The 25437-nt window shown below is 61.8% G+C and carries 23 protein-coding genes; 13 read left to right on the forward strand and 10 right to left on the reverse strand.

Annotated elements, in window-relative coordinates:
- Positions 1 to 861: a heme/hemin ABC transporter substrate-binding protein gene (locus tag U1A24_RS00355; RefSeq protein ID WP_322320004.1), complete on the reverse strand. Its 861-nt coding sequence runs from the start codon at positions 859 to 861 to the stop codon at positions 1 to 3.
- Positions 861 to 1901: a hemin-degrading factor gene (locus U1A24_RS00360; RefSeq protein WP_322320005.1), complete on the reverse strand. Its 1041-nt coding sequence runs from the start codon at positions 1899 to 1901 to the stop codon at positions 861 to 863. Before U1A24_RS00360 ends, U1A24_RS00355 begins: the two co-directional genes overlap by 1 nt.
- Positions 1902 to 2123: 222 nt before the next feature.
- Between U1A24_RS00360 and U1A24_RS00365 the strand changes: the two genes are divergently transcribed.
- The 4 genes from U1A24_RS00365 to U1A24_RS00380 are packed head-to-tail and all read left to right on the forward strand — an operon-like array spanning position 2124 to position 6384.
- The gene (locus tag U1A24_RS00365; RefSeq protein WP_322320006.1) at positions 2124 to 4229 is read left to right on the forward strand and encodes a TonB-dependent receptor domain-containing protein; all 2106 of its coding nucleotides are present in this window, start codon (positions 2124 to 2126) and stop codon (positions 4227 to 4229) included.
- 38 nt (positions 4230 to 4267) lie between these two features.
- On the forward strand, positions 4268 to 5020 hold the full coding sequence (gene exbB / locus U1A24_RS00370) for a tonB-system energizer ExbB (RefSeq protein WP_322320007.1): 753 nt from the start codon (positions 4268 to 4270) through the stop codon (positions 5018 to 5020).
- Between the two features lie 3 nt (positions 5021 to 5023).
- Positions 5024 to 5473, forward strand: coding sequence for a TonB system transport protein ExbD (exbD, locus tag U1A24_RS00375; RefSeq protein ID WP_322320008.1), 450 nt, complete (start codon positions 5024 to 5026; stop codon positions 5471 to 5473).
- Positions 5470 to 6384, forward strand: a complete 915-nt coding sequence (locus tag U1A24_RS00380) for a TonB family protein (protein WP_322320009.1) — start codon at positions 5470 to 5472, stop codon at positions 6382 to 6384. Before exbD ends, U1A24_RS00380 begins: the two co-directional genes overlap by 4 nt.
- Before the next feature lie 8 nt (positions 6385 to 6392).
- Here U1A24_RS00380 and U1A24_RS00385 read toward each other — a convergent pair whose 3' ends face one another.
- From U1A24_RS00385 to U1A24_RS00405, 5 genes are all read right to left on the reverse strand, one after another.
- Positions 6393 to 7451: a DUF1513 domain-containing protein gene (locus U1A24_RS00385; protein WP_322320010.1), complete on the reverse strand. Its 1059-nt coding sequence runs from the start codon at positions 7449 to 7451 to the stop codon at positions 6393 to 6395.
- Between the two features lies 1 nt (position 7452).
- The gene (locus tag U1A24_RS00390; protein ID WP_322320011.1) at positions 7453 to 8439 is read right to left on the reverse strand and encodes an imelysin family protein; all 987 of its coding nucleotides are present in this window, start codon (positions 8437 to 8439) and stop codon (positions 7453 to 7455) included.
- Between the two features lie 3 nt (positions 8440 to 8442).
- Positions 8443 to 9951, reverse strand: coding sequence for a di-heme oxidoredictase family protein (locus tag U1A24_RS00395; protein WP_322320012.1), 1509 nt, complete (start codon positions 9949 to 9951; stop codon positions 8443 to 8445).
- A 129-nt stretch (positions 9952 to 10080) separates the two neighbouring features.
- On the reverse strand, positions 10081 to 11346 hold the full coding sequence (locus U1A24_RS00400) for an imelysin family protein (RefSeq protein ID WP_416173437.1): 1266 nt from the start codon (positions 11344 to 11346) through the stop codon (positions 10081 to 10083).
- A 12-nt stretch (positions 11347 to 11358) separates the two neighbouring features.
- Positions 11359 to 11865 (reverse strand): hypothetical protein, encoded by a 507-nt coding sequence (locus U1A24_RS00405; RefSeq protein WP_322320014.1) that lies wholly within the window; start codon positions 11863 to 11865, stop codon positions 11359 to 11361.
- 177 nt (positions 11866 to 12042) lie between these two features.
- Here U1A24_RS00405 and U1A24_RS00410 point away from each other — a divergent pair, with 177 nt between their 5' ends.
- On the forward strand, positions 12043 to 13278 hold the full coding sequence (locus U1A24_RS00410) for an MFS transporter (RefSeq protein ID WP_322320015.1): 1236 nt from the start codon (positions 12043 to 12045) through the stop codon (positions 13276 to 13278).
- Between the two features lie 195 nt (positions 13279 to 13473).
- Here U1A24_RS00410 and U1A24_RS00415 read toward each other — a convergent pair whose 3' ends face one another.
- Positions 13474 to 14160, reverse strand: coding sequence for a response regulator transcription factor (locus U1A24_RS00415; protein WP_322320016.1), 687 nt, complete (start codon positions 14158 to 14160; stop codon positions 13474 to 13476).
- Between the two features lie 151 nt (positions 14161 to 14311).
- On the opposite strand from U1A24_RS00415, the gene ribA reads away from it, so the two are divergent.
- The 3 genes from ribA (at position 14312) to U1A24_RS00430 (ending at position 17852) form a co-directional block, all read left to right on the forward strand.
- Positions 14312 to 15397, forward strand: a complete 1086-nt coding sequence (gene ribA, locus U1A24_RS00420) for a GTP cyclohydrolase II (RefSeq protein ID WP_322320017.1) — start codon at positions 14312 to 14314, stop codon at positions 15395 to 15397.
- The gene (locus tag U1A24_RS00425) at positions 15394 to 15894 is read left to right on the forward strand and encodes a L,D-transpeptidase family protein (RefSeq protein ID WP_322320018.1); all 501 of its coding nucleotides are present in this window, start codon (positions 15394 to 15396) and stop codon (positions 15892 to 15894) included. Before ribA ends, U1A24_RS00425 begins: the two co-directional genes overlap by 4 nt.
- 86 nt (positions 15895 to 15980) lie before the next feature.
- Positions 15981 to 17852, forward strand: coding sequence for an alpha-amylase family protein (locus U1A24_RS00430; protein ID WP_322320019.1), 1872 nt, complete (start codon positions 15981 to 15983; stop codon positions 17850 to 17852).
- Here the strand turns inward: U1A24_RS00430 and U1A24_RS00435 are convergent.
- On the reverse strand, positions 17849 to 18502 hold the full coding sequence (locus tag U1A24_RS00435; RefSeq protein WP_322320020.1) for a YggS family pyridoxal phosphate-dependent enzyme: 654 nt from the start codon (positions 18500 to 18502) through the stop codon (positions 17849 to 17851). The two genes, U1A24_RS00430 and U1A24_RS00435, sit on opposite strands and share 4 nt — an antisense overlap.
- A 112-nt stretch (positions 18503 to 18614) precedes the next feature.
- On the reverse strand, positions 18615 to 19538 hold the full coding sequence (locus tag U1A24_RS00440; protein WP_322320021.1) for a porin: 924 nt from the start codon (positions 19536 to 19538) through the stop codon (positions 18615 to 18617).
- A 287-nt stretch (positions 19539 to 19825) separates the two neighbouring features.
- Between U1A24_RS00440 and U1A24_RS00445 the strand changes: the two genes are divergently transcribed.
- The 5 genes from U1A24_RS00445 (at position 19826) to holA (ending at position 25305) form a co-directional block, all read left to right on the forward strand.
- Positions 19826 to 20341, forward strand: a complete 516-nt coding sequence (locus U1A24_RS00445; protein ID WP_322320022.1) for a DUF3576 domain-containing protein — start codon at positions 19826 to 19828, stop codon at positions 20339 to 20341.
- Positions 20342 to 20405: 64 nt separating this feature from the next.
- The gene (gene leuS / locus U1A24_RS00450) at positions 20406 to 23042 is read left to right on the forward strand and encodes a leucine--tRNA ligase (protein WP_322320023.1); all 2637 of its coding nucleotides are present in this window, start codon (positions 20406 to 20408) and stop codon (positions 23040 to 23042) included.
- Positions 23043 to 23150: 108 nt separating this feature from the next.
- A complete protein-coding gene (lptE, locus tag U1A24_RS00455) occupies positions 23151 to 23645 on the forward strand; it encodes an LPS assembly lipoprotein LptE (RefSeq protein ID WP_322320024.1) in 495 nt (164 codons plus the stop codon).
- On the forward strand, positions 23642 to 24292 hold the full coding sequence (locus U1A24_RS00460; protein ID WP_322320025.1) for a phytanoyl-CoA dioxygenase family protein: 651 nt from the start codon (positions 23642 to 23644) through the stop codon (positions 24290 to 24292). The genes lptE and U1A24_RS00460 overlap by 4 nt, the downstream gene beginning before the upstream one ends.
- Positions 24289 to 25305 carry a DNA polymerase III subunit delta gene (holA, locus tag U1A24_RS00465; RefSeq protein WP_322320026.1) on the forward strand — a complete coding sequence of 339 codons (1017 nt, stop codon included), beginning with the start codon at positions 24289 to 24291 and terminating at the stop codon, positions 25303 to 25305. Before U1A24_RS00460 ends, holA begins: the two co-directional genes overlap by 4 nt.
- Positions 25306 to 25437: the final 132 nt, after the last annotated feature.

Genomic DNA, 25437 nt, shown 5'->3' on the forward strand with positions numbered 1-25437 from the left:
TTAGCCCGCCTTCGGGTAAAGCGCATCATACAGCGCTTTTGCCGCGTCGGGCGTGCGGGGGCCGAAGCCCAACAGCATCATGCCATCCATCCGCACAATCGCACCCGATTGCGCCGCCGGGGTCTGCGACAGCGTCGGATGCGCCAGCACCTCGGGGTTGCCGATGGCCAGATCGCCCTCGCGGTCCATCATCAGGATCAGATCGGGGGCAGCGGCAAGAACGGCCTCATCCGTCATCTGCTTGTAGCCATCAAAGCCCGTCGCGGCATTGACGCCGCCCGCCAAGGCGATGATGCCTTCGGCCGAGGAATGTGCACCGCCTGCCATCACCCGCCCGCCTTGCAACGACAGCACGAACAGCACGCGCTTTTTCTCGGTCACGGCAGCAGCACGGGTTTCCGCCTCGGCCAACCCGACCGTGACCTTGTCCGCCAGTGCCGCGCCTTCGGCATCGCGCCCCAAGGCTGCGGCAACCGCATTGATCTTGGCCACCACCCCCGCAGGCGTCGGATCGCCCGGCATCCGCAAAAACGGCACGCCCGCCGCAGTCAGCACATCCACCGCAGCGGGCGGACCGGCATCAGCCTCGGCCAGGATCAGATCGGGGGCCACAGACAGCACGCCTTCCGGCGACAGCCCGCGGATATAGCCGACATCGGGCAAAGCGGTGATCGCGGCAGGATAGGTCGAGGTCGAATCCCGCGCCACCAGCTGATCGCCCACACCCAGAGCCACGGCAATTTCAGTGACCGAGCCACCCAGCGTCACGATCCGCTTGGGTTGCTCGGCCACAGCTGGGGTGATCAACGCGGCCGACGCAGCCAGCAGCAGACCAACCCGCAGAGTATTCATCATCCGCATCACGCCATCTCCGCTTCCAACACCGGCAGAGCGGTGACGAAAGCATCCCAGGCCACCGGCGGCGCATCCTTGCGATAGCCGAAGATTTGCAGGATCAGCCCGCCCTCGGCATCGAACGCCTCAACCGAAATCGCATCGCCGCGCTGGGTCGGCTTGGTGACGCGCCAGACTTCCGCGATGTGATCGGCCCGCAGATGCAGGTTAAAGCGCGGGTCCATTACGTTGATCCACGGCCCCATCGGCACGACCTTTTCAATCGGCCCGCCGTGGATCTGGATGCAGCCCGCATTGCCGACAAAGATCATCAGCGGGATCTTCTGATCGGCGGCAGCATGCAGCACTTGGGTGATCGCATCGCGCGCAACGGGGGCGGCATAGGGTGCACCAACCATGCGGTTCGCGCCCAACCGGTTAAACTTCAAGCGCCGCGTCAGTTTCAGGAACTGATGCGTGTCGGTCATCGCCTTCCACTCGGTGCGCAGATCAGCCACCCGCGCCGGGTCACCCTTTGGCCCCTCGACAGGTTCGCGGGCGATCAGGCTCAGATGATCAGCTTGCTCGGACAAACGCAGGGCGGCGACCAAAGCGTCAAACGCCGCCACATCGGATTCGGGTTTCAGATGCACCTTGTGCACCGCATCGCCCGCCGCATCGAACACCTGAATGCTGCGCTTGGGGCCATCTTCGCCCGCCTCAACCAGCGCAAAGCCGAATTTCCAGTGGCTGGGGAACATCCGCATATCAATCTCGGACCCCAGCACCATCGCGGCATGCGGGCCAGAGTGGAAATCCTTGTAGACCCCGCGCCGCTCGTGCACGCAGGACTCGTTGCGGGTCAGCGCCATCACATCGCCCAACTCACCGATCAACGGAAACAGGGCGTCCGGCGTCGCCTCAATCGCGGTGGCGGTGTGACCCACATAGGCCGCGACGAGATCAGCTTCGGTGATTCCCTGCATCGCCGCAAAGTCGCGGGCACGGGCCTTGGGGCTTTCGGCGCGCAAGGCGCGAATCTGTTCGGGTGTGTGCGTGTGGGCCATGCCAGAATCCTAAGTTTTACAGGGGGCGCGGATCTGGCGGGCCATTCGGCCGTGGCTGGAGCGCAAGGGTCAGAACATATCTTCAGAGATATACTTGACAGTTATAGTGGGGATTTCTATGAGCTTATTCTTGACAGATCAAGTCAGAATATATCTCTGCCCGCCAGCTTGCCCGGATGACGGCAAGGCCAGCCATTCGCAGACCCTTAACAAGGAAAGCCAATGCTGCCTCGCCGCATCCCCGCCCTGCGCGGTCAACTGCTGTTATCAACCTTTGCGATTGCGCTGATTGCCGCGCCCGTTGCCGCGCAAGAGACGGATGACGGGGTGTTTCAGATGCTGGGCCGCATCATCTTTGGGGCCGGCACCGCGAAAGTCGCCATCGACACGCCGCAGGCCGTGACGGTGAAAGAACAAGCCGATCTGGATCGCGCCCAGCCCAACACCATCGGTGATGTGCTGAAGGGGGTTCCCGGCGCACAGGCCACCGGATCTTCGGCACGGCCCTTGGGACAAGCCTTCAACATTCGCGGCATCGGCAACACCGAGCAAACCGCCTCCGAGGCCCGCATCGCGGTGACGGTCGATGGCGCGCCGAAATTCTTCGAGCAATATCGCCTCGGCTCGTTCTTCGGGGATTTTGAGCTGTTCAAGCGCGTGGAAGTGCTGCGCGGCCCAGCCTCGTCGACGTTGTATGGCGCGGGCGCGATTGGCGGGGCGATTGCCTTCACCACCAAGGATGCCGCTGATTTCATTGAGGAAGGCAAGACCACCACCCTGCGCTTCAAAACCGGCTACAACAGCAACGGTGACGCCAAAAAGCTGGGCGTGATCTTTGCCACCCGGCAGGGCAACGCCGAATACTTGGGCTCGCTGAACTATTCCAGCGGCGGCGAGATCAAAGACGGCTCTGGCAACGTGCTGCCGGGGACTGCGCATGAAAGCATGTCTGGCTTGCTGAAAGGCAAGTGGACGCTGGGCCAGGACGACGATCAAAGCCTGACGCTGTCACTGTCGCGCACCGACACCGATCTTGATGATGCGCTGGTTGCTCAAACGGGCGGCGCGGCGGCGGCGTTTTTCGGCACAGCCGATATTCATTCCATCGACGACACCGTGTCGCTGACGTGGAACAACGCCTATTCCGCCAATCCGCTGCTCGATCTGACGGTGCAGCTGTCCTACACTGACACCAATGTCGACAAGAGCAATTTCTCGCTGGGGGCGGCCTGCGCACCGGGTCGCAACCAAGTGCTCTGTGATGGCGAATTTGGCTATGCCACCACCACCCTGAAGGTCGAAAACACCGCCGATCTCAGCACCGGGGCTTGGACGAACTACCTGACCACGGGCGTGCAATTCTCGTCGCAAGAGCGCAGCGCCACCTCAAGCGTCGGTCCGTATCTGTTCCATCCGGAAGGCACCGATCGTAAAGTCGGCCTCTATGCGCAGGGTGAGTTCACCTATCAAGAACGTCTGACCCTGATCCCCGGCATCCGCATCGACTTTGGCGATGTCACGCCGGGTGCAGGCCCGCGCGCCTTGGGGGCTGATGACGTCAGCGACACCGCAATCTCGCCGAAACTGGCGCTGATGTACAAGCTGAACGACAGCTTCTCGCTGTTCGGCTCCATCGCCCATACCGAGCGTCTGCCGAACTTGGATGAACGCTATTCCAGCGAAGGCGCGACCACCCTGCCAGAGCGGCTGATCAGCCCGGATCTGAAGAAAGAAGAAGCCGACAGCATCGAGTTGGGCTTCACCGTGCAAAAAGACGACCTGCTTTCGGAAGGCGACAGCCTGCAACTGAAAGTCACCGCGTTCCACAATGACGTGACCAACATGATTGCGGTCACGCCCCGCGAGGTGGGCGGGCCAGCGGTGCCATACTTCTCGAACATCGCTGAAGCCGAGCTTTGGGGTGCTGAACTGGAAGCGGGCTACGATTCGGAATTCTGGTTCGCCAGCCTTGCCTACAGCCAAGTGCGCAGCAAAGACGGCTCCACGGGTCTGACGCTGGCAGACACCCCAGCCGAGAACGTCGCCCTGACCGTCGGCGCTAAACTGCCAGCGCAACACGTCAGCTTCGGCTGGACCGGCTATTACTATGACGACATCACCACCTCGTCGACCACCACTTCGGCACCGCATTACGACACCCATGATCTGTTCGTAAAATGGTCGCCGGAAGAGGGTGCTTTGAAGGGGCTGGATGTGGACTTTGCCGTCGAGAACATGTTCGACAAGACCTATCGCAACAACCTCGCGCTCGATAATGGCGTTGGCCGTAACTACAAACTCTCGGTCGCCAAATCGGTGACTTGGTGATGCGCAACGCTTGCGCCCTTAGCATCGGGATGGGCCTTTTGGCCCATCCTCTGTTTGCCCAAAGCATCGCCTCGGATCTGGCCGCACCACATGGGGCGAGCACGGATCTGGTCAGCATCATCCTTGCCGCGCATTGGGTTGTGCAGGCGGTGATGGTGATCCTAGCCGTGGCGGCTTTTGCCGCGCTGACCGTCATGGTGCAGAAGATCGCCGAGCTGACGCTGGCCCATCGCGCCCTGCGTCGCAGCACCAAGGCGCTGACCGTTGCCCCTGATCTGGCCGCAGCGGTGCAAGCGCTGACCCAACAGCGTGACCCGGCCAGCCGGATGGCCCGTGTCGCCGCTGATGAGTTTTCCGGCCTCGCAGAGTTCCCCCTCACGCCCGATTATGCCCATGCCGCCCAACAGCGCACCCGTCTGGCGATGGAGCGGATCGAGGCCAGCGCCTTGGCGCGGCTGCGCGCGGGCTCTGGCCTGTTGGCCTCAATCGGTGCAACTTCCCCTTTCATCGGGTTGTTTGGCACGGTGTTCGGCATCATGAACGCCTTTCTCGCGATTGCTGAAACCAAGACCACCAGCCTTGCTGTCGTTGCCCCCGGCATTGCCGAGGCGCTGTTTGCCACGGCCATCGGCCTGCTGGCAGCGATCCCGGCCGTGCTGATCTACAACGGCTTGTCACGCAGCATCACCGGCTTCCGCCGCAAACTCGCCGATGCCGCCGCACAGATCGAGCGCTTGCTCAGCCGCGATATTGACCGGCGCAGCGCTGTGTCCAACCAAAGCGCGGGTTAAGCCATGGCAATCCCGACCAGCAGCAGCCGAGAAGACGATGATGACGCGATGGCCGACATCAACGTCACGCCGTTCATCGACGTGATGCTGGTGCTGCTGATCGTGTTCATGATCGCCGCCCCGCTTTCAACCGTCGATGTGCCGCTCAACCTGCCGACCTCCTCTGCCGAAGCCACCCAGCGGCCAGAAGACCCGGTATGGCTGAGCCTCGCGCCCGATCTGACGTTGACCTTGGGCAACCAACCGCTGAGCGGGGACGATCTGCAAACGGCGCTGGATGCGCAGACCAAAGGCAAACGTGACGTGCAGGTGTTCCTGCGCGCTGACCGCGTGGTGCCTTATGGCGATCTGATGACCGTGCTCGATCAGATGCGCGCGGCGGGCTATCTGAAAGTCGCGCTGGTCGGGTTGCAAAGCACCTCTGAACCTCAAGTACCGCAGGGCACACCATGAGCAGCCAGATCCCAACCTGCCCCATCGCCGCCTCGACCGAGGCCCGCCGCACCTGGCTGGGGTGGACGCTGTCGGCCACCACCACCGCGTTGATCCTCAGTGCTGCCAGTGCCTTGGCGCTGACCTCCAGCCCCGGCCCGATTGTCGATCAGCCGGTGTTCCTGACGCTGCCCCCCGCGCCCGCCGCCGCTGACAGAGTGGCCGCCGTGTCCGATCCCGCCCCGACGGCCAGCGCCGAGGCCCCAACGCAGAGTGCTGCGGCCCCGCCGGAAGAGGCCATCGATGCCCCGCCCGAGACGCCCGCACCGCAGCCGGTCAGCAAACCGACATTGCTCAAGATGGCGCAACCCTCACAACTGGCCGACGCCAAGCCCCAGATGGATGCACCGCTGCCGCAGCCCGATCCGCTGCCCACACCCGACGCGCTGCCCGCCGCAGCCGAGCCGCCGCCCCCCGCGCCAAAGCCGAAAGTGAAAACGGCTGAAGCCCCGCCGGAAAAGCCGAAGAAGGCCGAGAAGAAGCCAACCAAAGCCAAAACGCAGAAACCTGACGAACCTGCGCCAAAGAAAACCGCCAAGGCCAGTTCTGCGGCCCCCAATGCGGGCGGCGCCACAGCGGCGGTGAAGGGATCGAAAGCCGCTGCACAAGGTCAATCGCCTGCCGCCTATACCAAGGCGGTGATGAAAAAGATCCGCGGCACCAAGAAGCGCGCCAGCCCCGGCAAGGGCAATGCTGTGGTGGGCTTTGCGATTTCGTCCAGCGGCGGGCTGTCTTTGGTGAAGATAGTGAAAAGCTCGGGCTCTCCGGCTTTGGACGCGCTGGCGGTTGATCACATCAAACGCGCAGCCCCGTTCCCGGCACCGCCTGCGGCAGCCCAGACCACGTTTGCCTTTGAGTTTGTCGGCAGATAGGGGCTAATTTAAGTCAACGCGATCAGATGGTTATCCCATGCTGTCGCGTTGCGGGACAGCGGGGCCAAGCCTTTGGGGCCATAGCTCCAAACCCCGCCCTGCCCATCGGTCAGCCGCAAACCCTCCCCCACAGCCGCCACACCCGAGGCATCCGGGCGCTGATCGGTGGCAAGCCATTGGCCCGCCCCATCAAACAGTATCACCACCCCCGCCGGGGCTGACGTCAGCGCGATCAGATCGCCCGCGCGCGACACCGCAATCGACCCGGCATAGCCTTTCATCGCAAAGGCCTCGGTCTCCGGGGGCGGGCAGAGCTGCGGCGTTTGCCCCGGCAGCCATAGCCCCAGCTGCGCGACGGTTTCCGCCGGATCGCCCTCCCACTGCATCGCGAAGGCCACACCCTCGCGGTGCAATGCCAGATGGCGGATCGAGTTCTGATGTAACTCTGCCGCCAGTTCCACCTGATCCAGCAGCGCCCCTTCCGCCGACAACAGCGTCAGGTTGGGCCGCATTGTCGCGGTGTTCAGCTTGGTGCGATCGCCGGGATCGGTCTGAATGCCACCATTGGCCACCACGATCCTGCCATCGGCCAGCCGCTTGATGTCATGCGGGCCGATGCCGTGGCTGTCCCATTCACCGATGCGGGTAAAACCCGCCGTCTCCCACAACCCGATGCGACCAGCCGAGCCTTCCGCCACCACTTCCGAGGTCATCAGCAAGGCTCCGTCCGCCGAGAACGCGCCATGGCCGTTGAACTGCCTCCCCTCCGGCGGGGTCAAGCGGTGGCGGGTGGTTGCGGTCAGGCAATCCAGCACCAGCGCGAAAGTGCCGGGGCGGCGGGCAAACGCCACCGCCAATGCTTGCGACGGGTGCGCCGCCGCCGCATGACCCCGCGCGGGCAAGCTGATTTCAAACAGGCTTTCGCCCGCCGCACTCAGGCCATGCAGCACGAATGCGTCGCCCAGCTTCCCCGCCGCAAGACAAGCAGGCGAGCCAACTTCTGCCCAAGACACCCGTGGCAGACTGGCCGCCGCCAAACCCGCCAAAAAGGCGCGGCGCGTTGCCATATCAATCCCCATCCGCCGCGTTGAACCCGACACCAACATCCAGTTCCGGGCCAAGCTCTGCCAGTGCCGTATCAGACAAGGCCGCAATCGCCTGCTGCAGAATCTCAACCTTCAGATGACCGTCCGGGTGCGCCACGCCTGCAAACACCGGATCATCCAAGTCTTCCGCCAGCTTGATGGCATGGTCAAACCCCGCCAGCGTCAGCGGCACATCCGGCGTCAGCGTCTCCACCATCGCGCGCAGGGCTTGCAGCGACAGCCGCACATTGCGCAGGCTGCGACCCGAGGCAATCGCCTCTGCGCGCTCCGGGCGTGGTTTTTCAAAGGTGCCCAAGGGCCGACCAAGCCGTTGATCTTTATCATATTCCAAGGCAGCAATGATTTGTGTGAACATGGCTTGCCGCACTTCGGGGCGGGTTTGGTAGCTGCTGTTGCCTGTCGATCCTGCCGTCAGTACGGTTTGCGCATAGCCATTTACCCAAGTGTCGTTGATGATCTTCGCCATCCGGGCCAGATCCAGCGTGGTGGCTTGGATCAGAGCGCAGGGGTCGGCGGGCAAGGGCTCCGCCGGATACAACAGCCGCTCCAACCCGGTCAGACCGCGTGCCGCAACCGATTGATCGGGGAAATGTTCCGGGGTCAATTGCGCCGGATCGCCCAGCAGCAAAGCCCGCTGCGATTTCGCACCCGAGCCTTTCGGATCGGGCCAGAACGCAATCGCCACCGATAGCCCATCCGCCTCGGCCGGGCCAAACCGCAGGTGCTGCACGGCGACCCACGCGTCGTAGGCGGCATTAAAGGCGGGTTTCAGACTGTCCGCCGTGCAATCCTTAACGGCGGCATCAGACAAAGCCTGTGTGCTGGCGGCGAAAGCCGCGTAACCGGGCAGAATATGATCCGACACAGTCAGTTCAAAATCCGCCAGCGCCGGAGTTGCCCAAAACGGCGCATAAAAGCAAAGCGATAGCAGCAGAGAGCGAGACAACATGACTTACAAACTTTCCAGAAATGCGAGGATAGCGTCGCGGTCGTCTTTCGGCAAAGCCACCACGGCATCGCGCGCGGCCTGCGCCTCACCGCCATGCCAAAGCACTGCCTCCAGCAGATTGCGCGCCCGTCCGTCGTGCAGATATTCGGTGTGGCCCGAGACTTGTTGCGTTAACCCTATCCCCCACAGCGGCGGGGTTTTCCATTCTTGCCCGGTCGCGCGACCCTCGGGGCGGTTGTCGGCAAGCCCCGGCCCCATGTCGTGCAGCAGAAGATCGGTGTAAGGCCAGATCAGCTGAAAGCTTTGCTCGGGCTGGTCCTCCAACCGATCCGTGACATATTTCGGCGTATGGCAGGACGTGCAGCTGATGTCATAGAATACCTGCTTGCCACGCAATACCTTCGGATCATCGACGTCCCTACGCTCTGGCACGCCCAGATTGCGGGCATAAAACGTCACCAGATCAAGGCTTTGGTGATCGACCTCCAGCCCATCCCTGACGCCGGGCTCTTGGCCACTGATCGCCACGCGGCAGGCGTCTTCCACCTTGGTGCAATCGCCCCAAGGATCGGGATGCAGCGACGTCGCCAATCCCATATCACCGGCAAACGCCCCCGCCGATTGATCACGAATGCTGGCTTTGCCGCCTTTGAAGCCAAACCGCCCCAGCATTGGCACCCCATCAGAACCGCTCGGCACGATGCTGGCGCGGCCCGAAATCCCGTCGCCATCGGCATCATTCTCATCGACCCGCGCCAGAATATCGGCCTCGGGGATCGCTTCCAGCAGCCCCAAACCGATCATCTGCGGGGCGACCCGTGGCGACAGCATCACATCCTTGGCCATCGGACCATAGGCCAGATCAGCCACCGCATAGGCAGGCGCGCGCAAGCTGACCACCGTGCCATCGGCCAAAGTCACCGGAACTTCGGTATAGGTGATCACCATGCGACCCTCAGCCGCGATCCCAGTTGATGCGAAATCCTGAAACTGCCCGCCATAGGTCGGCTCATCCTGCGTCGCCAACCAATCCTTGATCTCGGCCGGATTCGCCCCACCGGGAACCGACAGCCGCAAAAACATCGACACAGCGCTTTCCTCTGGCCCTTGCGGCACATGCCCGCGCCCGTCTTTCAAATGACAATCCTGACAGCCACGCGCGTTGAACAGCGGTCCCAGCCCATCCGAGGCCAAGGTCGAAGACGGTGACGGCACCCAAGTCTTGGTGAACAGCGCGTTGCCAAGATTGAAATCCATCTGCCGATCAAACGGCATATTGCCGGAAAACTGCGAGAACGCATCCGCTGTGGGCCGCAGCCGCACCGTCGCCGCACCGCCCGGTTTCGCCTCAAATGTCTCGGATGTGCTGAAGTCTGTGGGCGGGGCCAGCACCCCAGCAATACGCGCAGTCTCGGCCTTGGTGCGGGGGATCACGTTCAGCGGTTGATCCTGCGGGCCTTGCGCAAAGGCAGGTCCAGCCAGCAGCGGCAGTATCAGAAGGACGCGCAGCATCCGGGTCTTCCCTATATCAGTTGGCAGCGCAGGGACCAATCTGCCCGGCGCTGCCTGCCTACTCAGAGTGGGTTTCAGCGGCCTTTGTCAATCGCGGCGCGCGCGCAACAAAGGCCGCTAACGCAAGCGTTACTGGAACACCGCCGATGGATTATCAAGGCTGTCCGAGCCTTCAATGGCGGTGCCCGTCAGCCCCAGCACGGTGATCGCGCGCTCAATCGAGGCGGTCTGGGTGACCAAAGCATTCACACCGCCCATCACCAAAGCCTCGCCCTCTTTGTTGCCCGCCGCCAGCATCTGATCATATGCCATGCCCGCTTCAGATGCCGTCTTGATCGCACCCAAAGCCGCGACACTCGCCGCCAGTTCTGCCTGCAACTGCGCATCCACAGCAGGGTCAGCCGCAGCCACCAGTTCCGAAACCGAAGCGCCAGAGACCACGCTGCCGTCAATGCGGGTGTATTTGCCCAAGTAGACGTTCTGGATACCAACGCCGTCGTAGTAATGGCTGTGCGCGGTGTCGTCCGAGAAGCAGTCGTGTTCTTCTTCCGGGTCGTTCAGCATCAGGCCCAGACGCATCCGCTGGCCTGCAACCTCGCCATAAGACAAGCTGCCCATCCCGGTCAGAATGGCAGACAACGCCGCCTTCGGATCGCTTTCAATCGTGCTGCGCGCAACACCGCCCGTGGCCCATTGCCCGGCCATATCCTCCAGATCGCTGACCAGCAGATCGGTTGCGGCCTTCAGATAGGCAGCTCGGCGGTCACAGTTGCCACCGGTGCAACCTTCGCCCTGCACATAATCGGTGAACGGCCGATTGCCCGCCCCCGGCCCGGTGCCGTTCAGATCCTGCCCCCACAAAAGGAACTCCACCGCGTGATAGCCAGAGGCCACATTCGCCTCGATCCCCCCGGCTTCTTGCAGCGTGCCCGAGATCAGTTCCGGCGTGATCGTGGTCGCATCGACCTCAACGCCAGAAATGGTGAGTTTCGGGTTCGCAATCACGTTCAGCACCGCCAGATCATTCTCTTCCGACTTGCCGTAGGACGGGTCGACATAGTCGATCAAACCTTCATCCAGCGGCCAGGCGTTCACCTTGCCCTCCCAGTCATCCACCGCCGCGTTGCCAAAGCGGAACGCCTCGGTCTGCATATAGGTGGGGCGCGAGGCGATCCACGCCGCACGCGCCGCTTTCAGGCTGTCCTCGGACGGCGCTGCAATCAGCGCATCAACCGCCGCTTGCAAGGCTTTGGCGGTGATCACGCTGTCTTCATAGCCCGCAGCGGCAATGTCAGCGTAAGTCTTAGCAACCGCAGCCGGATCGGCAGCAAGCGCAGGCTGAACAGCCGACACAAAGGCGGTGGTGGCAAGAAGCATAAAGAACGAAGGGCGCATACGAGATCTTTCCTAGTGACGCGTGGCGTTGGTGGCGAAATAGCTGCCGTTGGCGGAAATGCGGTGGATCATATCAAGCGCAGAGCGGCCGACATATTCGGCGATCTGCACGGCTTCATAGGCGATATCAGGCGGCAGCATGGTCAGCGCGAAAGCCATCGCATCTTCGCGATCGCCCGCCGTGGCCGCAGCCACCATCTGCGCAAAGGCGCTTTCATCGCCACCAAGGCAAGCGCATTGGGTGTGATGTCGCATCAACGGGCGGCGGCCCATCTGCACCATCAGCGTGATCAGATGCGCGAGGTTATTGACCTCAATCGCCGCCTGCTCGGGGCCAAAAATTGCGGTGAAATCTTCAGCGACCGCAATGCGGCCCGCCTCACCATCACACCATTGCCGCAGCAATTGCACCACACCGCGCTCTAGCGGCGGCATATCGGCCAGCATCCCCACCGCAGCGCCACCGCGCACCGGATTGGCAGGGGTGGCCTTCGACGTTTTGAACCAGGAGTAGCTCATGCTCTTACGACGCCTTTCGAGACTGCACGTTGTAACCAACGCCCTGCCGACAGGTTGGGCCTTTTCGCATTAACTGACTGAATTGGTCAGATTTGTAAATCCGATTCTTTTGCTCAACCAATCGGCGCGCAGGAGCCTGCCTTGACCAAGGCCCGCTTCGCATGCAGTCATGCGGCCATGACCCAAATCTCGCTCTGGCAAAACCGCAATTTCCGCCTGATGTTCGCGTCCTCAGCGGCCACCAACCTTGGCGATGGTCTGATCGCCGTGGCCGTGGCGTGGCTTGCGACCCTGTTGACCGATGATCCCTTCCTGATCGGCCTTGTCGCCACCGCCCGGCATCTGCCGTGGTTTCTGTTCGCCTTGCCCGCCGGCGTGATCACCGACCGTGTCGATCACCGCCGGCTGATCATCGGGGCGGATTGCGTGCGGATCGTGATTTCCCTCGCCCTGCTGACGTTGGCGCTGATGGCCAACCCCGGCACTGGCCCGGTGCTGCTGATGGCCGCGCTGTCGTTCGTCTTGGGCAGCGCCGAGGTGCTGCGGGACAACACCGCGCAAACATTCACCCCTTCGGTCGTGGAAAAATCCCAACTGGAGCAAGCCAATGGCGCGATGTGGAGCACGGAACAACTCGCAGGCCAGTTCATCGGCCCACCGCTGGCGGGTTTGCTGATCGGCCTGTCGATCGCATTGCCCTTCGGCATTCAGGCCGGATTGCTGGCGGTCGCGGTGGTGCTGACCATCAGTATGAACATCCCCAAGCGCGAACAGACCACACCACATCTGCCGATGCTCGCCGCGCTGAAGGAAGGCATGCTCTGGCTGTGGCGTGACATCCCGCTGCGCCGGTTGGCGTTCATTCTGGGCGGTTTCAACTTCATCGGCTACGGCTTCGCCGCCGTGCTGGTGCTGTACAGCCAGCGCGTCCTTGGCCTTGATGCGTTCGGCTTCGGGATCTTCCTGACCCTTGCCGCCTGTGGGGGCTTGGCCGCCACCCTGATCGGCCCCCGCATCCTGCGCCACATTCGCCCCAGATCAGCGATCTTGCTGGGCATGTTGGGCTTTACCGTTGCGGCCTTGGCCTTGGCCCTGCAAGCTCCGCTGTGGCTGATCGCGATTTTCATGGTGCTGGATGGATTCTCCGGCATGCTGTGGAACATCGCCCAAGTCAGCTACCGCCAGCGCCACATCCCCGCACCCCTGCTGGGCCGCGTCAACTCGGCCTTCCGCTTCATCGGCACCGGCCCCGCCGCGTTTGGCGCGTTCACCTTCGGTTGGCTGATCTCATGGGCGGGGTCGGGTGCAGAGCCATGGGGCACCGCACAAGCCGTCTTGCTGCCCTATTGGGTGGCCGCAGCCATTGGCGGCGCCTTGACGTTGTATGCCGCAGCCCGCCTGCAACTCAGATAAAAAAAGGCCGGGCACAAGGCCCGGCCAGGTCCAACAGGGAGGGTGCTGTGTCATAACCCCGACACAGCAAGGGGAACTTTCGGTCCAAGGGCGGGGAGGACACCCTCAGGCCTGATGCGATAGATAAGCATTCAATCAGGCAACAATAAGACCCGTAAGTGACGAAAACCTTACCTAAAGCGACCAAATCCTATCTCAAGCGACCAACTTATAGCCGCCGTTTTCCGTCACCAGCAGCCGCGCGTTGCCCGGATCCAGCTCGATCTTCTGCCGCAGACGGTAGATATGGGTCTCCAGCGTGTGGGTGGTCACCCCCGCATTATAGCCCCAAACCTCGTGCAGCAGCACATCGCGTGCCACCACGCTTTGTTGCGCACGATACAGATACTTCAGGATGTTGGTTTCCTTTTCCGTCAACCGCACCTTCTTATCCTTGGCATCGACCAGCATTTTCTGCGCCGGTTTGAAGGTATACGGCCCCATCTGGAACACCGCGTCTTCCGATTGTTCATGCGTGCGCAACTGCGCGCGGATCCGCGCCAACAGCACCGGAAACTTGAACGGTTTGGTCACATAATCATTCGCGCCCGAATCAAGGCCCAGAATGGTGTCGCTGTCGGTATCATGCCCGGTCAGCATCATGATCGGGCATTTCACCCCAGCCTTGCGCATCCGGCGGCAGAGTTCACGCCCATCGGTATCCGGCAGACCCACGTCCAAAATCACCAAGTCGAACAGACCCGCCTTCACCTTCTCCATGCCTTCCGCGCCAGTGCGGCCCTCAAACACGTCGAAATCTTCGGTCATCACCAGTTGTTCGCTCAGCGCCTCGCGCAGATCGTCATCGTCATCGACCAGCAGAATTTTGCGTAACGTTGCCATATGGGCCTCCATCAGCCGAGCCGTTTGCTCTTGCGTAAACACATGCGCTTGCCTCACGGTTCCGACAAGATTTGCTACAATCGTCTCACGCGGTCGTGTCGCTGGCTTGGGAAATGTTTCAATTCGTTCCAGTTTCGCCTATGTAACCCGGATGAGCCTCCGCCCCTCCACCCCCGAAATTCTCGCCCGCGCCCGCGCTGACCTGCGGCTTGGCATGGCCATCGTGCTGACAGGCGGCGGCCAAGCCATGCTCTGCGCCGCTGTCGAGGAACTCACTGATGCCCGCCTTGCTGCCCTGCGCGCCGAAGGCACCCCCGAACTGGTGCTGACCGCGCGCCGTGCCGAGACGCTGAAGGCGGTTCCCTATGACAGTGATCTCGCCCGCCTGCGCGTTCCCGCCGATGCCGATTTGCGCTGGCTGCGCGCCGTAGCCGACCCTGCGGATGATCTGAACGTGCCGATGAAAGGCCCGCTGGTGGCCTTGCGCGACGGCCCCGCCACCCTGCACCGCACCGCCATAGCGCTGGCAAAATCTGCGCAACTGCTGCCCGCGATGCTGCTGGTTCCTATTGCCGACGGCCTTGCCCTCGCCGCCCGCAACAACCTGACGCTGCTGGCGAACACCGATTGCGCCGACCTAGACCGTCTCGCCCCCCTCGCCCCGGTGATCTCCGCCCGCCTGCCGATGGCCGCCGCCCAAGCGGGCCGTTTGCACATCTTCCGCCCCGACGATGGCAGCGCCGAGCATTACGCGATTGAGATCGGCCGCCCCGACCGCGACAAACCCGTGCTCGCCCGCCTGCACTCTGCCTGTTTTACCGGCGACGTTCTGGGCAGCCTGAAATGCGACTGCGGCCCGCAACTGCACGCCGCCTTGGCGCAGATGGGCCACGAGGGCGCAGGCGTTCTGCTCTACCTCAACCAAGAAGGCCGGGGCATCGGTCTTGCGAACAAAATGCGCGCCTATTCACTGCAAGATCAAGGCTTTGACACCGTAGAAGCCAACCACCGTCTTGGCTTTGAGGATGACGAACGGGACTTCCGCATCGGCGCTGAAATCCTGCAGACTATGGGTTTCACCCAAGTCCGCCTGCTGACAAACAACCCGAAAAAACTGACCATGCTGCAAGCCTGCGGGTTGACCGTGACCGAACGCGTCCCCCTCCATGTCGGAAAAAACCCGACCAACAGCGCTTATCTAGCCACCAAAGCCGCCAAATCCGGGCACCTGCTATGAAATCTTCTGACCTGATCCTGACCCCGATGGGCCTGCTGTTCCACAACCGCCGTTTCCCCTGCACCATCGGACGCGGCGGCACCACATCCGACAAACACGAAGGCGACGGCGGAACGCCTGTCGGAGAACACCGAATCGTCGGCATGCTCTACCGCCCCGACCGCATCGCCCGCCACGCCCTCCCCGATTGGGCCGTCCCAATCCGGCCCGGCGATCTGTGGTCCGACGACCCCAACGACTACGATTATAACCAACTGGTCCGCGCGCCCTACCCCTACAGCCACGAACGCCTGACCCGCGCCGATCCGCAATACGACCTGATCCTGATCACTGATTGGAACTGGGACGACCCCACCCCCGGCCAAGGCTCCGCTATCTTCATCCACACCTGGCGCAGCCCCAGCCACCCCACCGCAGGGTGCATCGGCCTTTCGCGGCAAAGCCTGCTGTGGATCGCCAACCGCCTGCGCCCCGAATCCCGTTTGATCATCCGCTAAGGCGATTTGAGTTTCATCCGCCACAAACCGCCATCTTCTCAAAGCGCTTCGGATTGGCTAGTCTGATCTCAACCACGGGGGGACACATGGCCAAAGCTGCAAAACCGGACGACCAGATTTTCGCCCTGCGCATGGCCCGCTCTGCCCCCGATCTGTGGCCGATGCTGGATCAGCTTTATGGCCAACACCCCAGCTACCCCCAATTCAGCGCCGATCTGAAAGCCGCCCTAGCCGAGGGTTGGAAAGACCGCCCCACCGACCTTAAACTATTGGATATAAAGCGCGATTTGGAACCCGACTGGTTCCAACGCGCCGATATGGCGGGCTATGTGTTCTACATCGACCGCTTCGCAGGCAACCTGCGCGGCGTGCTTGATCACCTCGACTACCTCGAAGACCTCGGCATCACCTATGTCCATTTCATGCCCTGCCTGAACCCCCGCCCCGGCGATTCCGATGGCGGCTATTCGGTGATGGATTACCGCAGCATCAACCCGGCCTATGGCAGTTTGGACGATTTCAAAGCGGTTTCAACCGAACTGCGCAAGCGCGGCATCTCGCTCTGCATCGACTTGGTGCTGAACCACACCGCCAAGGAACACGCTTGGGCGCAGGCCGCAGCCAAAGGCGACAAAGCCGCGCAAGATCTCTACTGGATGTTCGACACCCCCGACCTCCCCCAAGCCTATGCCAAAACCTTGATCGAGGTTTTCCCCGACAACGCCCCCGGCAATTTCACCCATTACCCAGATTTCGGTAATTGGGTCTGGACCACCTTCAACGAACACCAATGGGATCTGAACTGGTCTAACCCGCAGATTTTCCTCGAAATCACCAAGATCATGCTGCACCTCGCCAACACCGGCGTCGATGTGCTGCGCCTCGATGCCGTTGCCTTCATGTGGAAACGCATGGGTACCCGCTGCCAATCGGAACCCGAGGTGCATATGCTGCTGCAAGCCCTGCGCGCCTGCTGCCGTATTGCCGCCCCTGCGGTGATCCATCTGGAAGAAGCCATCGTCTCGCCGCAAGAAATGCTGCCCTATCTCGGGCGCGGCAAGCATGACGGCCGCGAAGGCAACCTCGCCTATCACAACTCGCTGATGGTGCAATTCTGGAGCGCCTTGGCCACCCGTGACACCAGCCTGATGACGCATGTGCTGGCCAGCCACTTCCCGGATCGGCTCACCAACGCCACCTATGCCACCTATATCCGCTGCCACGACGATATCGGTTGGGCCGTCACCGATGAAGACGCCACCGCCATCGGCATTTCCGGCCCCGCGCATCGCCGCTTTCTGTCGGATTTCTACGAGGGCAGCTTCCCCGGAAGCTTCGCGCAGGGGGTGCCGTTTCAGAGCAATGAAGTCACCGGTGACAAACGGATTTCCGGTAGCTTTGCCTCGCTCGCAGGGCTGGGGGCCGAGGACGAGCATGACCGCGAGATGGCCGTGCAGCGCATCCTGATGGGCCATGCCCTGATCGCGGCTTTTGGCGGTATCCCGTTGATCTATATGGGCGATGAGCTGGCTTTGCTGAACGATACCAGCTATCTGAATGATCCTGCGCACGCCCATGACAGCCGCTGGATTCACCGCCCAAAGATGGATTGGGCGCAGGCTGCCGCGCGCCATTCCGGCAGTTCGCCATCATCGCAATGCTTCCTTGGCACCCAACACATCCTTGCGCGCAGGCGCGCCACACCCGGACTGCATGGCACGCATCCAACGCGCATCGTGCAAACCGGTAATCCTGCGCTGTTTGCGGTGCAGCGCGGCGCTCCAACCGGACCGATTCTGTGCTTGTTCAACTTTTCGCATCACTGGCAGCACGTCGCCGGCGGTTGGCTGCAAGCGCAAGGCATCACCCATTGGCACGACGCGTTGTCAGATCAGATCGTCACGTTGCACGGCGATTATCTGGCACTGCCGCCCTATGCGCGGGTTTGGCTGACTTAGGCGTAGTTTCGCGCGCCGAATATCGCCGAACCGACGCGCACATGCGTCGCCCCGGCGGCGATAGCGGCTTCAAAATCGCCGCTCATCCCCATCGACAGGCCCGTAAGCCCATTGCGCGCGGCCATCTCGGCCAAGGTCGCGAAATGCGGGGCCGAATCCTCGCCCTCGGGCGGGATACACATCAGGCCCGCCAGGCTCAGATCCATTTTGCGGCAATCCGCGATAAACCCATCCAGAGCCTCGGGCAAAACCCCGGCCTTCTGCGGCTCGGATCCGGTATTCACCTGCACAAACAACTGCGGACACACCCCGCGCGCCTGCGCCAGCTTTGCCAATTTCTCGGCCAAAGACGCCCGATCCACCGTATGGATCGCGTCAAACAACTCGACCGCCAGTTTTGCTTTGTTGGTTTGCAGTGGCCCGATCATATGCACCTGCACGGCGTCAAACTCGGCCCGGAATCTTGGCCACTTTGCGGCGGCCTCCTGCACATAATTCTCACCAAACAGCCGATGACCCTCGGCCAACACAGCGCGCACCCGCGCGTCAGGCTGCACCTTGCTGACCGCGATCAGCTGCACCGAGCCGGAAATCCGCCCCGCGAGCGCTTCCGCCGCCCGCATCCGCGCTAGAATCGCCTGCAACGCCATAATATCTCCGAGCTTTTTGGCCCTCTGTTTGACGGCACTTGATCACTGCCCCGCACAAAAGAAAAGAGCGGGCACAAGGCCCGCTCTTTCCGAAGTGTTTTGATCGGTTAGATCAGAACGACATACGCACGCCGAGGTCAGCGCGGGTTTCACCCAGGAAGCCCGACTCGATGGCACCAGCCAAGGTCGCGCCGCCGAGGTCGTAGGAAGCGCCCAGACCGTAAGCGGTGTCTGCGCCATCAACGTCCAGATCAGCAACATAGGCAGCAAGGGTGATGCCGTTGACGGTGTAGTTACCATAGAGCGTGTAGCTCTTGCCAACTTCAAGACCACCGATTTCGCCGTTGTCGTTGTAGTTCAAGCCAACCGAACCAGCGTCGCTGAATTTGTAAGCAACACCAACGAAGGTCTGATCGTTGTCTTCAATGCCCAGGCCGTTCTGAACATAAGCAGCAGCCACGGTGAATTGGCCATTGCTGTAGTCAGCAGCCAACGACATTTCGTCCTGCTCGGTTACACCCGGGTTAGCTTCAGCTTGGTCAGGCTGGACCAACGACGCCTTCAGGTTCACGCCCGAAACCGAGTAAGCAGCGTAGATGCCAACGCGGTTGTTTTCTGCGAAGTCGTACGGGCCGCTGCTGAACGAGTAGTAAGAACCCAGCGGGTCGCCGAACGAACGCTCTTGGAAGCCGATTTCCGGTGCATACATCAGAGCAACCGAGTCGAACGCGGTGTTGGAGTTACCAACTTCAACACGCACGCCGCTTGCTTCAACGTACAGCATTGCCGGGCTGAAAGCAGCAGCGGTGCTGCCGTTGCTGTTCTGGAAACGGATACGACCGCCGTAGGTGACGCCGTTGTCAGCTTCGAACTTTGCGTCAACGTTGATACGCAGACGGTAAGCCAGTTGGGTTTCAACAGCGCGGTTTTCAGCGTAGTCCAGACCGAAACGGCCCGAACCGCTCAGGGTCACTTCAGCAGCTGCAACGCCAGCGGTTGCAACGAGCAGGGTGGTGGAGAGAAGAATTTTTTTCATCGTGTTTCCTCGTTTTTCTCAAAGACGCGACCATACTCAAGCAAGCCTGAAGCAGGTATGCCGTTGTTTTCCTCTTCCACGCCCCTGATTGCAACGGTCAGCGCGCCAATCCGGCCAATCGCGGCGACGGTGATGCACCCTTGCCACAGTCACCCTACCGCCGACCTGCCCGCTTTTCACGCGCATGTCGCAGCCGCTGCTGTTGGAAACCCGCATTTGGGTGGAAAAGCCTTGGCACGCCCGAAGCTGTCAGTATAAACAGCGACAGGTTGGCATGAGGAAACCGGATGATCTTGCGTCGTATCATGGGTAAAGCGCTGAATTTTGGCTTGATGGCCGCGCTTTTGACCGGAATTTCCGCTTGTGGTGGCAGCGGCATGTTTGGCGGTCGACCGATTGACCCCGATACACAAGCGCAGCTGTCGCGCGAAAACCGCGAAGATGCGCGTAACCGCACAAGCGGCATCGGCCAACTGTTCCGCAAATCCGACAACCCCAACACCACGGTTGAGGTTAACAAATACCTCTGGAAGGCCAGCCTTGATGTGCTGAACTTCCTGCCCATCGAATCGGTGGACCCGTTCACAGGCGTGATCGTCACCGGTTACGGCACACCTCCGGGTGGCGGTCGTGCTGTGCGCGCGACGATCTATGTGCAAGATCCTGCCCTGGATGCGCGCAGCCTGAAGATCGCGATGCAGGGCAGCGGCGGCGGTTCGGTCTCGCCCGAAACCATCCGCGCGGTGGAAGATGCCATCCTGACCCGTGCGCGCCAGCTGCGCATTCAGGACGCGAAACTCTAAGCACTACTGGACCTTGCCCCCCAAGCCAGTGTATCCGCGCAAGCAACTGACAAAGGGGGCCAAGATGTCGCGCTACGAACCCAAAACCATCGAACCGAAATGGCAGACCGCATGGGATGCCGCCGAGACGTTCAAGGCGCGGCGCGACCCGGCAAAGCCGAAATACTATGTGCTTGAGATGTTCCCCTATCCCTCGGGGCGCATCCACATGGGCCATGTCCGCAACTACACGATGGGCGACGTGGTGGCGCGCTATAAGGCCGCGCAAGGCTTTTCCGTGCTGCATCCGATGGGCTGGGACGCCTTCGGCATGCCCGCCGAAAACGCCGCGATGGAACGCGGCGGCCATCCCAAGGAATGGACCTACGGCAATATCGCCGACATGCGCGCGCAGATGAAACCGCTGGGGCTGTCCATCGACTGGTCCCGCGAATTTGCCACCTGCGACCCGGAATACTACGGCCAACAGCAAGCGATGTTCATCGACATGATGGCCAAGGGCTTGGTGTATCGCAAGAATGCTGTGGTGAACTGGGATCCGGTCGATATGACCGTGCTCGCCAATGAACAGGTGATCGACGGCAAGGGCTGGCGCTCGAATGCCCCGGTGGAACGCCGCGAACTCACGCAATGGTTCTTCAAGATCAGCGATTATTCCGCCGAATTGCTGAGCGCGTTGGACGGCCTGAAAGATTGGCCCGAAAAAGTCCGCCTGATGCAGGCCAACTGGATCGGCCAATCGCGTGGGTTGCAATTCGCCTTCACCACCACGGGCGCGCCCGAAGGTTTTGATCGGCTGGAAGTCTACACCACCCGCCCGGATACCCTGCTGGGCGCGTCGTTTGCCGCGATCTCGCCCGATCATCCGCTGGCGAAACATCTGGAGCGCCATGATTCCGCCGTGGCCGCTTTCACCGCCGAATGTCGCAAGGGTGGCACCACCGCCGAAGCAATGGAAACCGCCGAGAAGATCGGCATGGATACCGGCATCCGCGTGCTGCATCCGTTTGATAACGCTGTCGAACTGCCGGTCTACATCGCCAACTTCATCCTGATGGATTACGGCACCGGCGCTATCTTCGGCTGCCCCGCGCATGACGCCCGCGACTTCGAGTTTGCCACCAAATACGGCCTGCCGATTCCAGCGGTTTTCATCCCCGAGGGTGCAGAAGAAGTGGCGCTGGACGAACCCTACGTCCCGATGAAATCCGAGCGTGTGCAGTATATCCGAGGCTTTGCGGGCAATGATCTGCAAACCGGGGAAGACGCCATTGCCGCTGCCATTTCGGCTTGTGAAGCCCAAGGCATTGGTCGCGGCGTAACCAACTACCGCCTGCGCGATTGGGGCATTAGCCGCCAGCGCTATTGGGGCTGTCCGATTCCAGTGATCCACTGCGCCGCCTGTGGCGTGGTGCCCGAGAAGAAAGAAAACCTGCCCGTCCGCCTGCCCGATGACGTGACCTTCGACATCCCCGGTAACCCGCTGGATCGTCACCCGACGTGGCGGAACTGCACCTGCCCGCAATGCGGTGCAGCTGCCCGCCGCGAAACCGACACGATGGATACCTTCGTGGATTCCAGCTGGTATTACGCCCGCTTCACCGCCCCTCATGCGACAACGCCCACCATCGCCGAAGATGCCGAATACTGGATGAACGTCGATCAATACATCGGCGGCATCGAGCATGCGATTCTGCACCTGCTGTATTCCCGCTTCTTCGCCCGCGCTATGCACGCAACCGGCCATCTGCCCGCGAAAGCCATCGAGCCATTCAACGCCTTGTTCACCCAAGGCATGGTGACGCATGAGATTTACAAAACCACCGATGCCAACGGTCGCCCGATCTATCACCTGCCCGAGGACGTGACGAATTTCAGCTTGGCCGACCGCCGCATCACTGTTCTTGGCGATGTGCCGCCGCCCGACCCCGACATGATCGCCGACATCGACGCATGGCTACAGGGTCTGAATGACGAAGGCGCGCTGGTCGAAGTCATCCCCTCCGCAAAAATGTCCAAATCGAAGAAAAACGTCGTCGACCCGATGAACATCATCGAAGCTTTCGGGGCCGACACCGCCCGCTGGTTCGTGATGTCCGACTCGCCCCCGGAACGTGATGTGGAATGGACAGCCTCGGGCGCGGAAGCAACCTTCAAACACCTGTCCCGCGTCTGGGCCCTGTGTTCGCGCATCGGCGACATGCCCGCCGACCATCAGGGCATCGGCGACCAAGACATCGCCAAAGCCACCGCCAAAGCCGTTGAAGAAGTCACCCGCAGCATCGAAACCTTTGCCTTCAACAAGGCCATCGCAGCCCTCTACGGCCTGACCAACACCCTCGCCAAGGCCAACGGCTCTACCGCCACGATGAAAGAAGCCATCCGAACCTTGGCGCAACTGATGTGCCCGATGACCCCGCATATCGCCGAATCGATCTGGACTTACCAAGGCGGTACAGGCCTTTGCGCCACCGCGCCGTGGCCGAAAGCCGATCCGGCGCTGCTGATCGACGATACCGTCACCCTGCCGATCCAGATCAACGGCAAACGCCGCGCGGAAATCAGCGTGCCGAAAGACATGCCCGCATCCGAGGTTGAAAAGATCGCGCTGGCGGATGAAGCTGTGGTCAAATTCCTCGCAGGCGCGCCTGTGAAGAAGATCATCGTTGTGCCGGGGCGCATCATCAATGTCGTTATTTAGAGCATGTTGCGTTAACTTGACTTCCATTGCGAACCCGAACGCGTTTGCAATGCAATCGCTGCGCAAACTCTACAAATCGTGGGTTCGCAATGGAAGAGATCAGTTACGATGAACGCAACACGCTTTAACCGCCGCCTGTTCTTGGCTGTGCCGCTGGCCGTTATGGCCTGCGGCTTCCAACCCGCCTATGGCCCCGGCGGCCCGGCGCAAGGCATCCAATCCAGCATCCGCGTCGCTGACCCCTCCGACAAGAACGCCTTCGATCTGGTGGAACGCCTCGAAGAACGCTTGGGCCGCCCCAAGAACGAGCGCTTCGATCTGACCTACACCATCAAAACCACCGCTGTTGGAGTCGGCATTACCCCCGACAACGCCATCACCCGCTATAACCTGAACGGCACCATCGACTGGGCGCTGACCAACCGCACCACCAACGCCCGCGTCACCGGCGGCCAGGTCAAAAGCTTCACCTCCTACTCCGCCACCGGCTCCACCGTCGCAGGCCTCGCCGCCCAAGAAGACGCCGCCCGCCGCCTGATGCGCATCTTGGCCGACCAGATCACCGCAAGACTGCTGGCCACCTCCGGTACCTGGAACCAATGACTGCGCCCAAAGATTTCGCGGCCACAGGCAGGCTCTGGCTGCGCAAGGCCCTGACCGAAGCCGAACTCGCCCCCTATGACACTATCGCCAACCGCAATCACGGCCCCGGCGCGCGGGTGGATCTGGGAAGCGACTTTGGCATAGACGCCCAGCTGACCCGTGCCATCACCGCACTATTCCCCGATTTCCGTGCCGTCCGCGCCGTGGTCTTCAACAAGACTGAGGCCAACAACTGGGGTGTCCCCTGGCATCAAGACCGCCTCATCCCTGTCGCAGCACGGCACGAGGTCGAAGGCTTTCACAACTGGTCGCAAAAAACAGGCATCTGGCACTGCGAGCCACCTTTGGCCTTCCTCAACCAGATGCTGTTCGTGCGCCTGCACCTTGATCCCACCGACGCCGACTCTGGCCCAATGGAAATTGCGCTTGGCAGCCATCACGCCGGGCTCATCACCAGCGCCGCCTGCGATGCCACCGCCGCCAGCCATCAAACCGAACTCTGCACCGCCCAGCGCGGCGATCTGCTAATCCTGCATATGCTGACCCTGCACCGCTCGCGCCCAGCAATCCAACCCAGCGCCCGCCGCACCCTGCGCATAGATTTCGCCAAAGCTGCGCTTCCGACACCCTTGGAGTGGGCAGCATGAAACTCGCCGGGATCGAGGCCTCCCGCTACTGCGCCAAACCCAACCCCAACCGCGCGGGTCTGCTGATTTTCGGTGCCGACACCATGCGAGTCGCCCTGAAACGGCAAGAGGCCATCGCCGCCCTGATCGGCCCGCAAGGCGAAGCTGAAATGCGCCTCACCCGCATCCAGGCGGGTGATTTGCGCAAATCTCCCAGCCTGCTCACCGATGCCACCCGAGAAATCGGCTTCTTCCCCGGCCCCCGCGTGGCTTTCCTAGAAGACGCCACCGATGGCCTCACTGCCAGCGTCGCCGCCACCCTGCAAGACTGGCGCGCGGGCGATGCGCAGATTGTCGTCACGGCGGGCAATCTGACCGCCAAATCCACTCTGAAAACCCTGTTTGAAAAACACCTGAACGCCGTCAGCATCGGCCTTTACGACGACCCGCCGACCCGCGAAGAAATCGAAGCCGAACTCGCCAAGGCCGGTTTGAAAAATTTCGCCCCCTCCGCGATGGCCGATCTAGCCACGTTCGCCCGCGCCCTCGATCCCGGCGACTTCCGCCAAACGCTGGAAAAAATCGCGCTCTACAAATACAACGACCCGACTCCGCTGACCCCGGAAGAAATCCACGCCCTCGCCCCCGCCACCATTGAGGCCGAGGTGGATGAGCTGATCGCCGCCGCCGCTGATCAGAACGCCAACCTGATCGGCCCGCTGCTGCGCCGTCTCGAAGGCCAGGGCATCCTGCCCGTCACCCTCTGCATCGGCGCGCTGCGGCATTTCCGCAGCCTGCATATCGCAGCATCCGATCCCGGCGGCATCTCTTCGGGCATCATGAAAGCCCGTATCTTCGGCCCCCGCCGCGACGCGATGCAGCGCCAAGCCTCGCACTGGGGCATGCTGCGCCTTGAAGACGCCCTCAGCCTGTTGGTGGAAACCGACCTCACCCTGCGCTCCACGTCCCGCGCCCCAGCGATGGCAGTGATGGAACGCGCCCTGATCCGGTTGGCGATGATGAAACGCGGCTAACTCCCTATAATTTATCTAAAATTATTTCATCTGTCCCTAAATATCCCACAGGGGTCCGGGGGTGTGAAACCCCAGTCGCAACGCCAACCCCAAGCCAAACCTTGACCTCCCCCACCCCAGCTGCTTCAACCC

Origin of the sequence: Cypionkella sp. (assembly GCF_034376685.1) — a bacterium.
Classification (GTDB): Bacteria; Pseudomonadota; Alphaproteobacteria; order Rhodobacterales; family Rhodobacteraceae; genus Cypionkella.

Bases quoted from the DNA above. Each gene is read 5' to 3' on its own strand.
- U1A24_RS00355 (WP_322320004.1), bottom strand. From the start codon at position 861: ATGCGGATGATGAATACTCTGCGGGTTGGTCTGCTGCTGGCTGCGTCG.
- U1A24_RS00360 (WP_322320005.1), bottom strand. From the start codon at position 1,901: ATGGCCCACACGCACACACCCGAACAGATTCGCGCCTTGCGCGCCGAA.
- U1A24_RS00365 (WP_322320006.1), top strand. From the start codon at position 2,124: ATGCTGCCTCGCCGCATCCCCGCCCTGCGCGGTCAACTGCTGTTATCA.
- exbD (WP_322320008.1), top strand. From the start codon at position 5,024: ATGGCAATCCCGACCAGCAGCAGCCGAGAAGACGATGATGACGCGATG.
- U1A24_RS00380 (WP_322320009.1), top strand. From the start codon at position 5,470: ATGAGCAGCCAGATCCCAACCTGCCCCATCGCCGCCTCGACCGAGGCC.
- U1A24_RS00385 (WP_322320010.1), bottom strand. From the start codon at position 7,451: ATGGCAACGCGCCGCGCCTTTTTGGCGGGTTTGGCGGCGGCCAGTCTG.
- U1A24_RS00390 (WP_322320011.1), bottom strand. From the start codon at position 8,439: ATGTTGTCTCGCTCTCTGCTGCTATCGCTTTGCTTTTATGCGCCGTTT.
- U1A24_RS00395 (WP_322320012.1), bottom strand. From the start codon at position 9,951: ATGCTGCGCGTCCTTCTGATACTGCCGCTGCTGGCTGGACCTGCCTTT.
- U1A24_RS00400 (WP_416173437.1), bottom strand. From the start codon at position 11,346: ATGCGCCCTTCGTTCTTTATGCTTCTTGCCACCACCGCCTTTGTGTCG.
- U1A24_RS00405 (WP_322320014.1), bottom strand. From the start codon at position 11,865: ATGAGCTACTCCTGGTTCAAAACGTCGAAGGCCACCCCTGCCAATCCG.
- U1A24_RS00410 (WP_322320015.1), top strand. From the start codon at position 12,043: ATGACCCAAATCTCGCTCTGGCAAAACCGCAATTTCCGCCTGATGTTC.
- U1A24_RS00415 (WP_322320016.1), bottom strand. From the start codon at position 14,160: ATGGCAACGTTACGCAAAATTCTGCTGGTCGATGACGATGACGATCTG.
- ribA (WP_322320017.1), top strand. From the start codon at position 14,312: ATGAGCCTCCGCCCCTCCACCCCCGAAATTCTCGCCCGCGCCCGCGCT.
- U1A24_RS00425 (WP_322320018.1), top strand. From the start codon at position 15,394: ATGAAATCTTCTGACCTGATCCTGACCCCGATGGGCCTGCTGTTCCAC.
- U1A24_RS00430 (WP_322320019.1), top strand. From the start codon at position 15,981: ATGGCCAAAGCTGCAAAACCGGACGACCAGATTTTCGCCCTGCGCATG.
- U1A24_RS00435 (WP_322320020.1), bottom strand. From the start codon at position 18,502: ATGGCGTTGCAGGCGATTCTAGCGCGGATGCGGGCGGCGGAAGCGCTC.
- U1A24_RS00440 (WP_322320021.1), bottom strand. From the start codon at position 19,538: ATGAAAAAAATTCTTCTCTCCACCACCCTGCTCGTTGCAACCGCTGGC.
- U1A24_RS00445 (WP_322320022.1), top strand. From the start codon at position 19,826: ATGATCTTGCGTCGTATCATGGGTAAAGCGCTGAATTTTGGCTTGATG.
- leuS (WP_322320023.1), top strand. From the start codon at position 20,406: ATGTCGCGCTACGAACCCAAAACCATCGAACCGAAATGGCAGACCGCA.
- lptE (WP_322320024.1), top strand. From the start codon at position 23,151: ATGAACGCAACACGCTTTAACCGCCGCCTGTTCTTGGCTGTGCCGCTG.
- U1A24_RS00460 (WP_322320025.1), top strand. From the start codon at position 23,642: ATGACTGCGCCCAAAGATTTCGCGGCCACAGGCAGGCTCTGGCTGCGC.
- holA (WP_322320026.1), top strand. From the start codon at position 24,289: ATGAAACTCGCCGGGATCGAGGCCTCCCGCTACTGCGCCAAACCCAAC.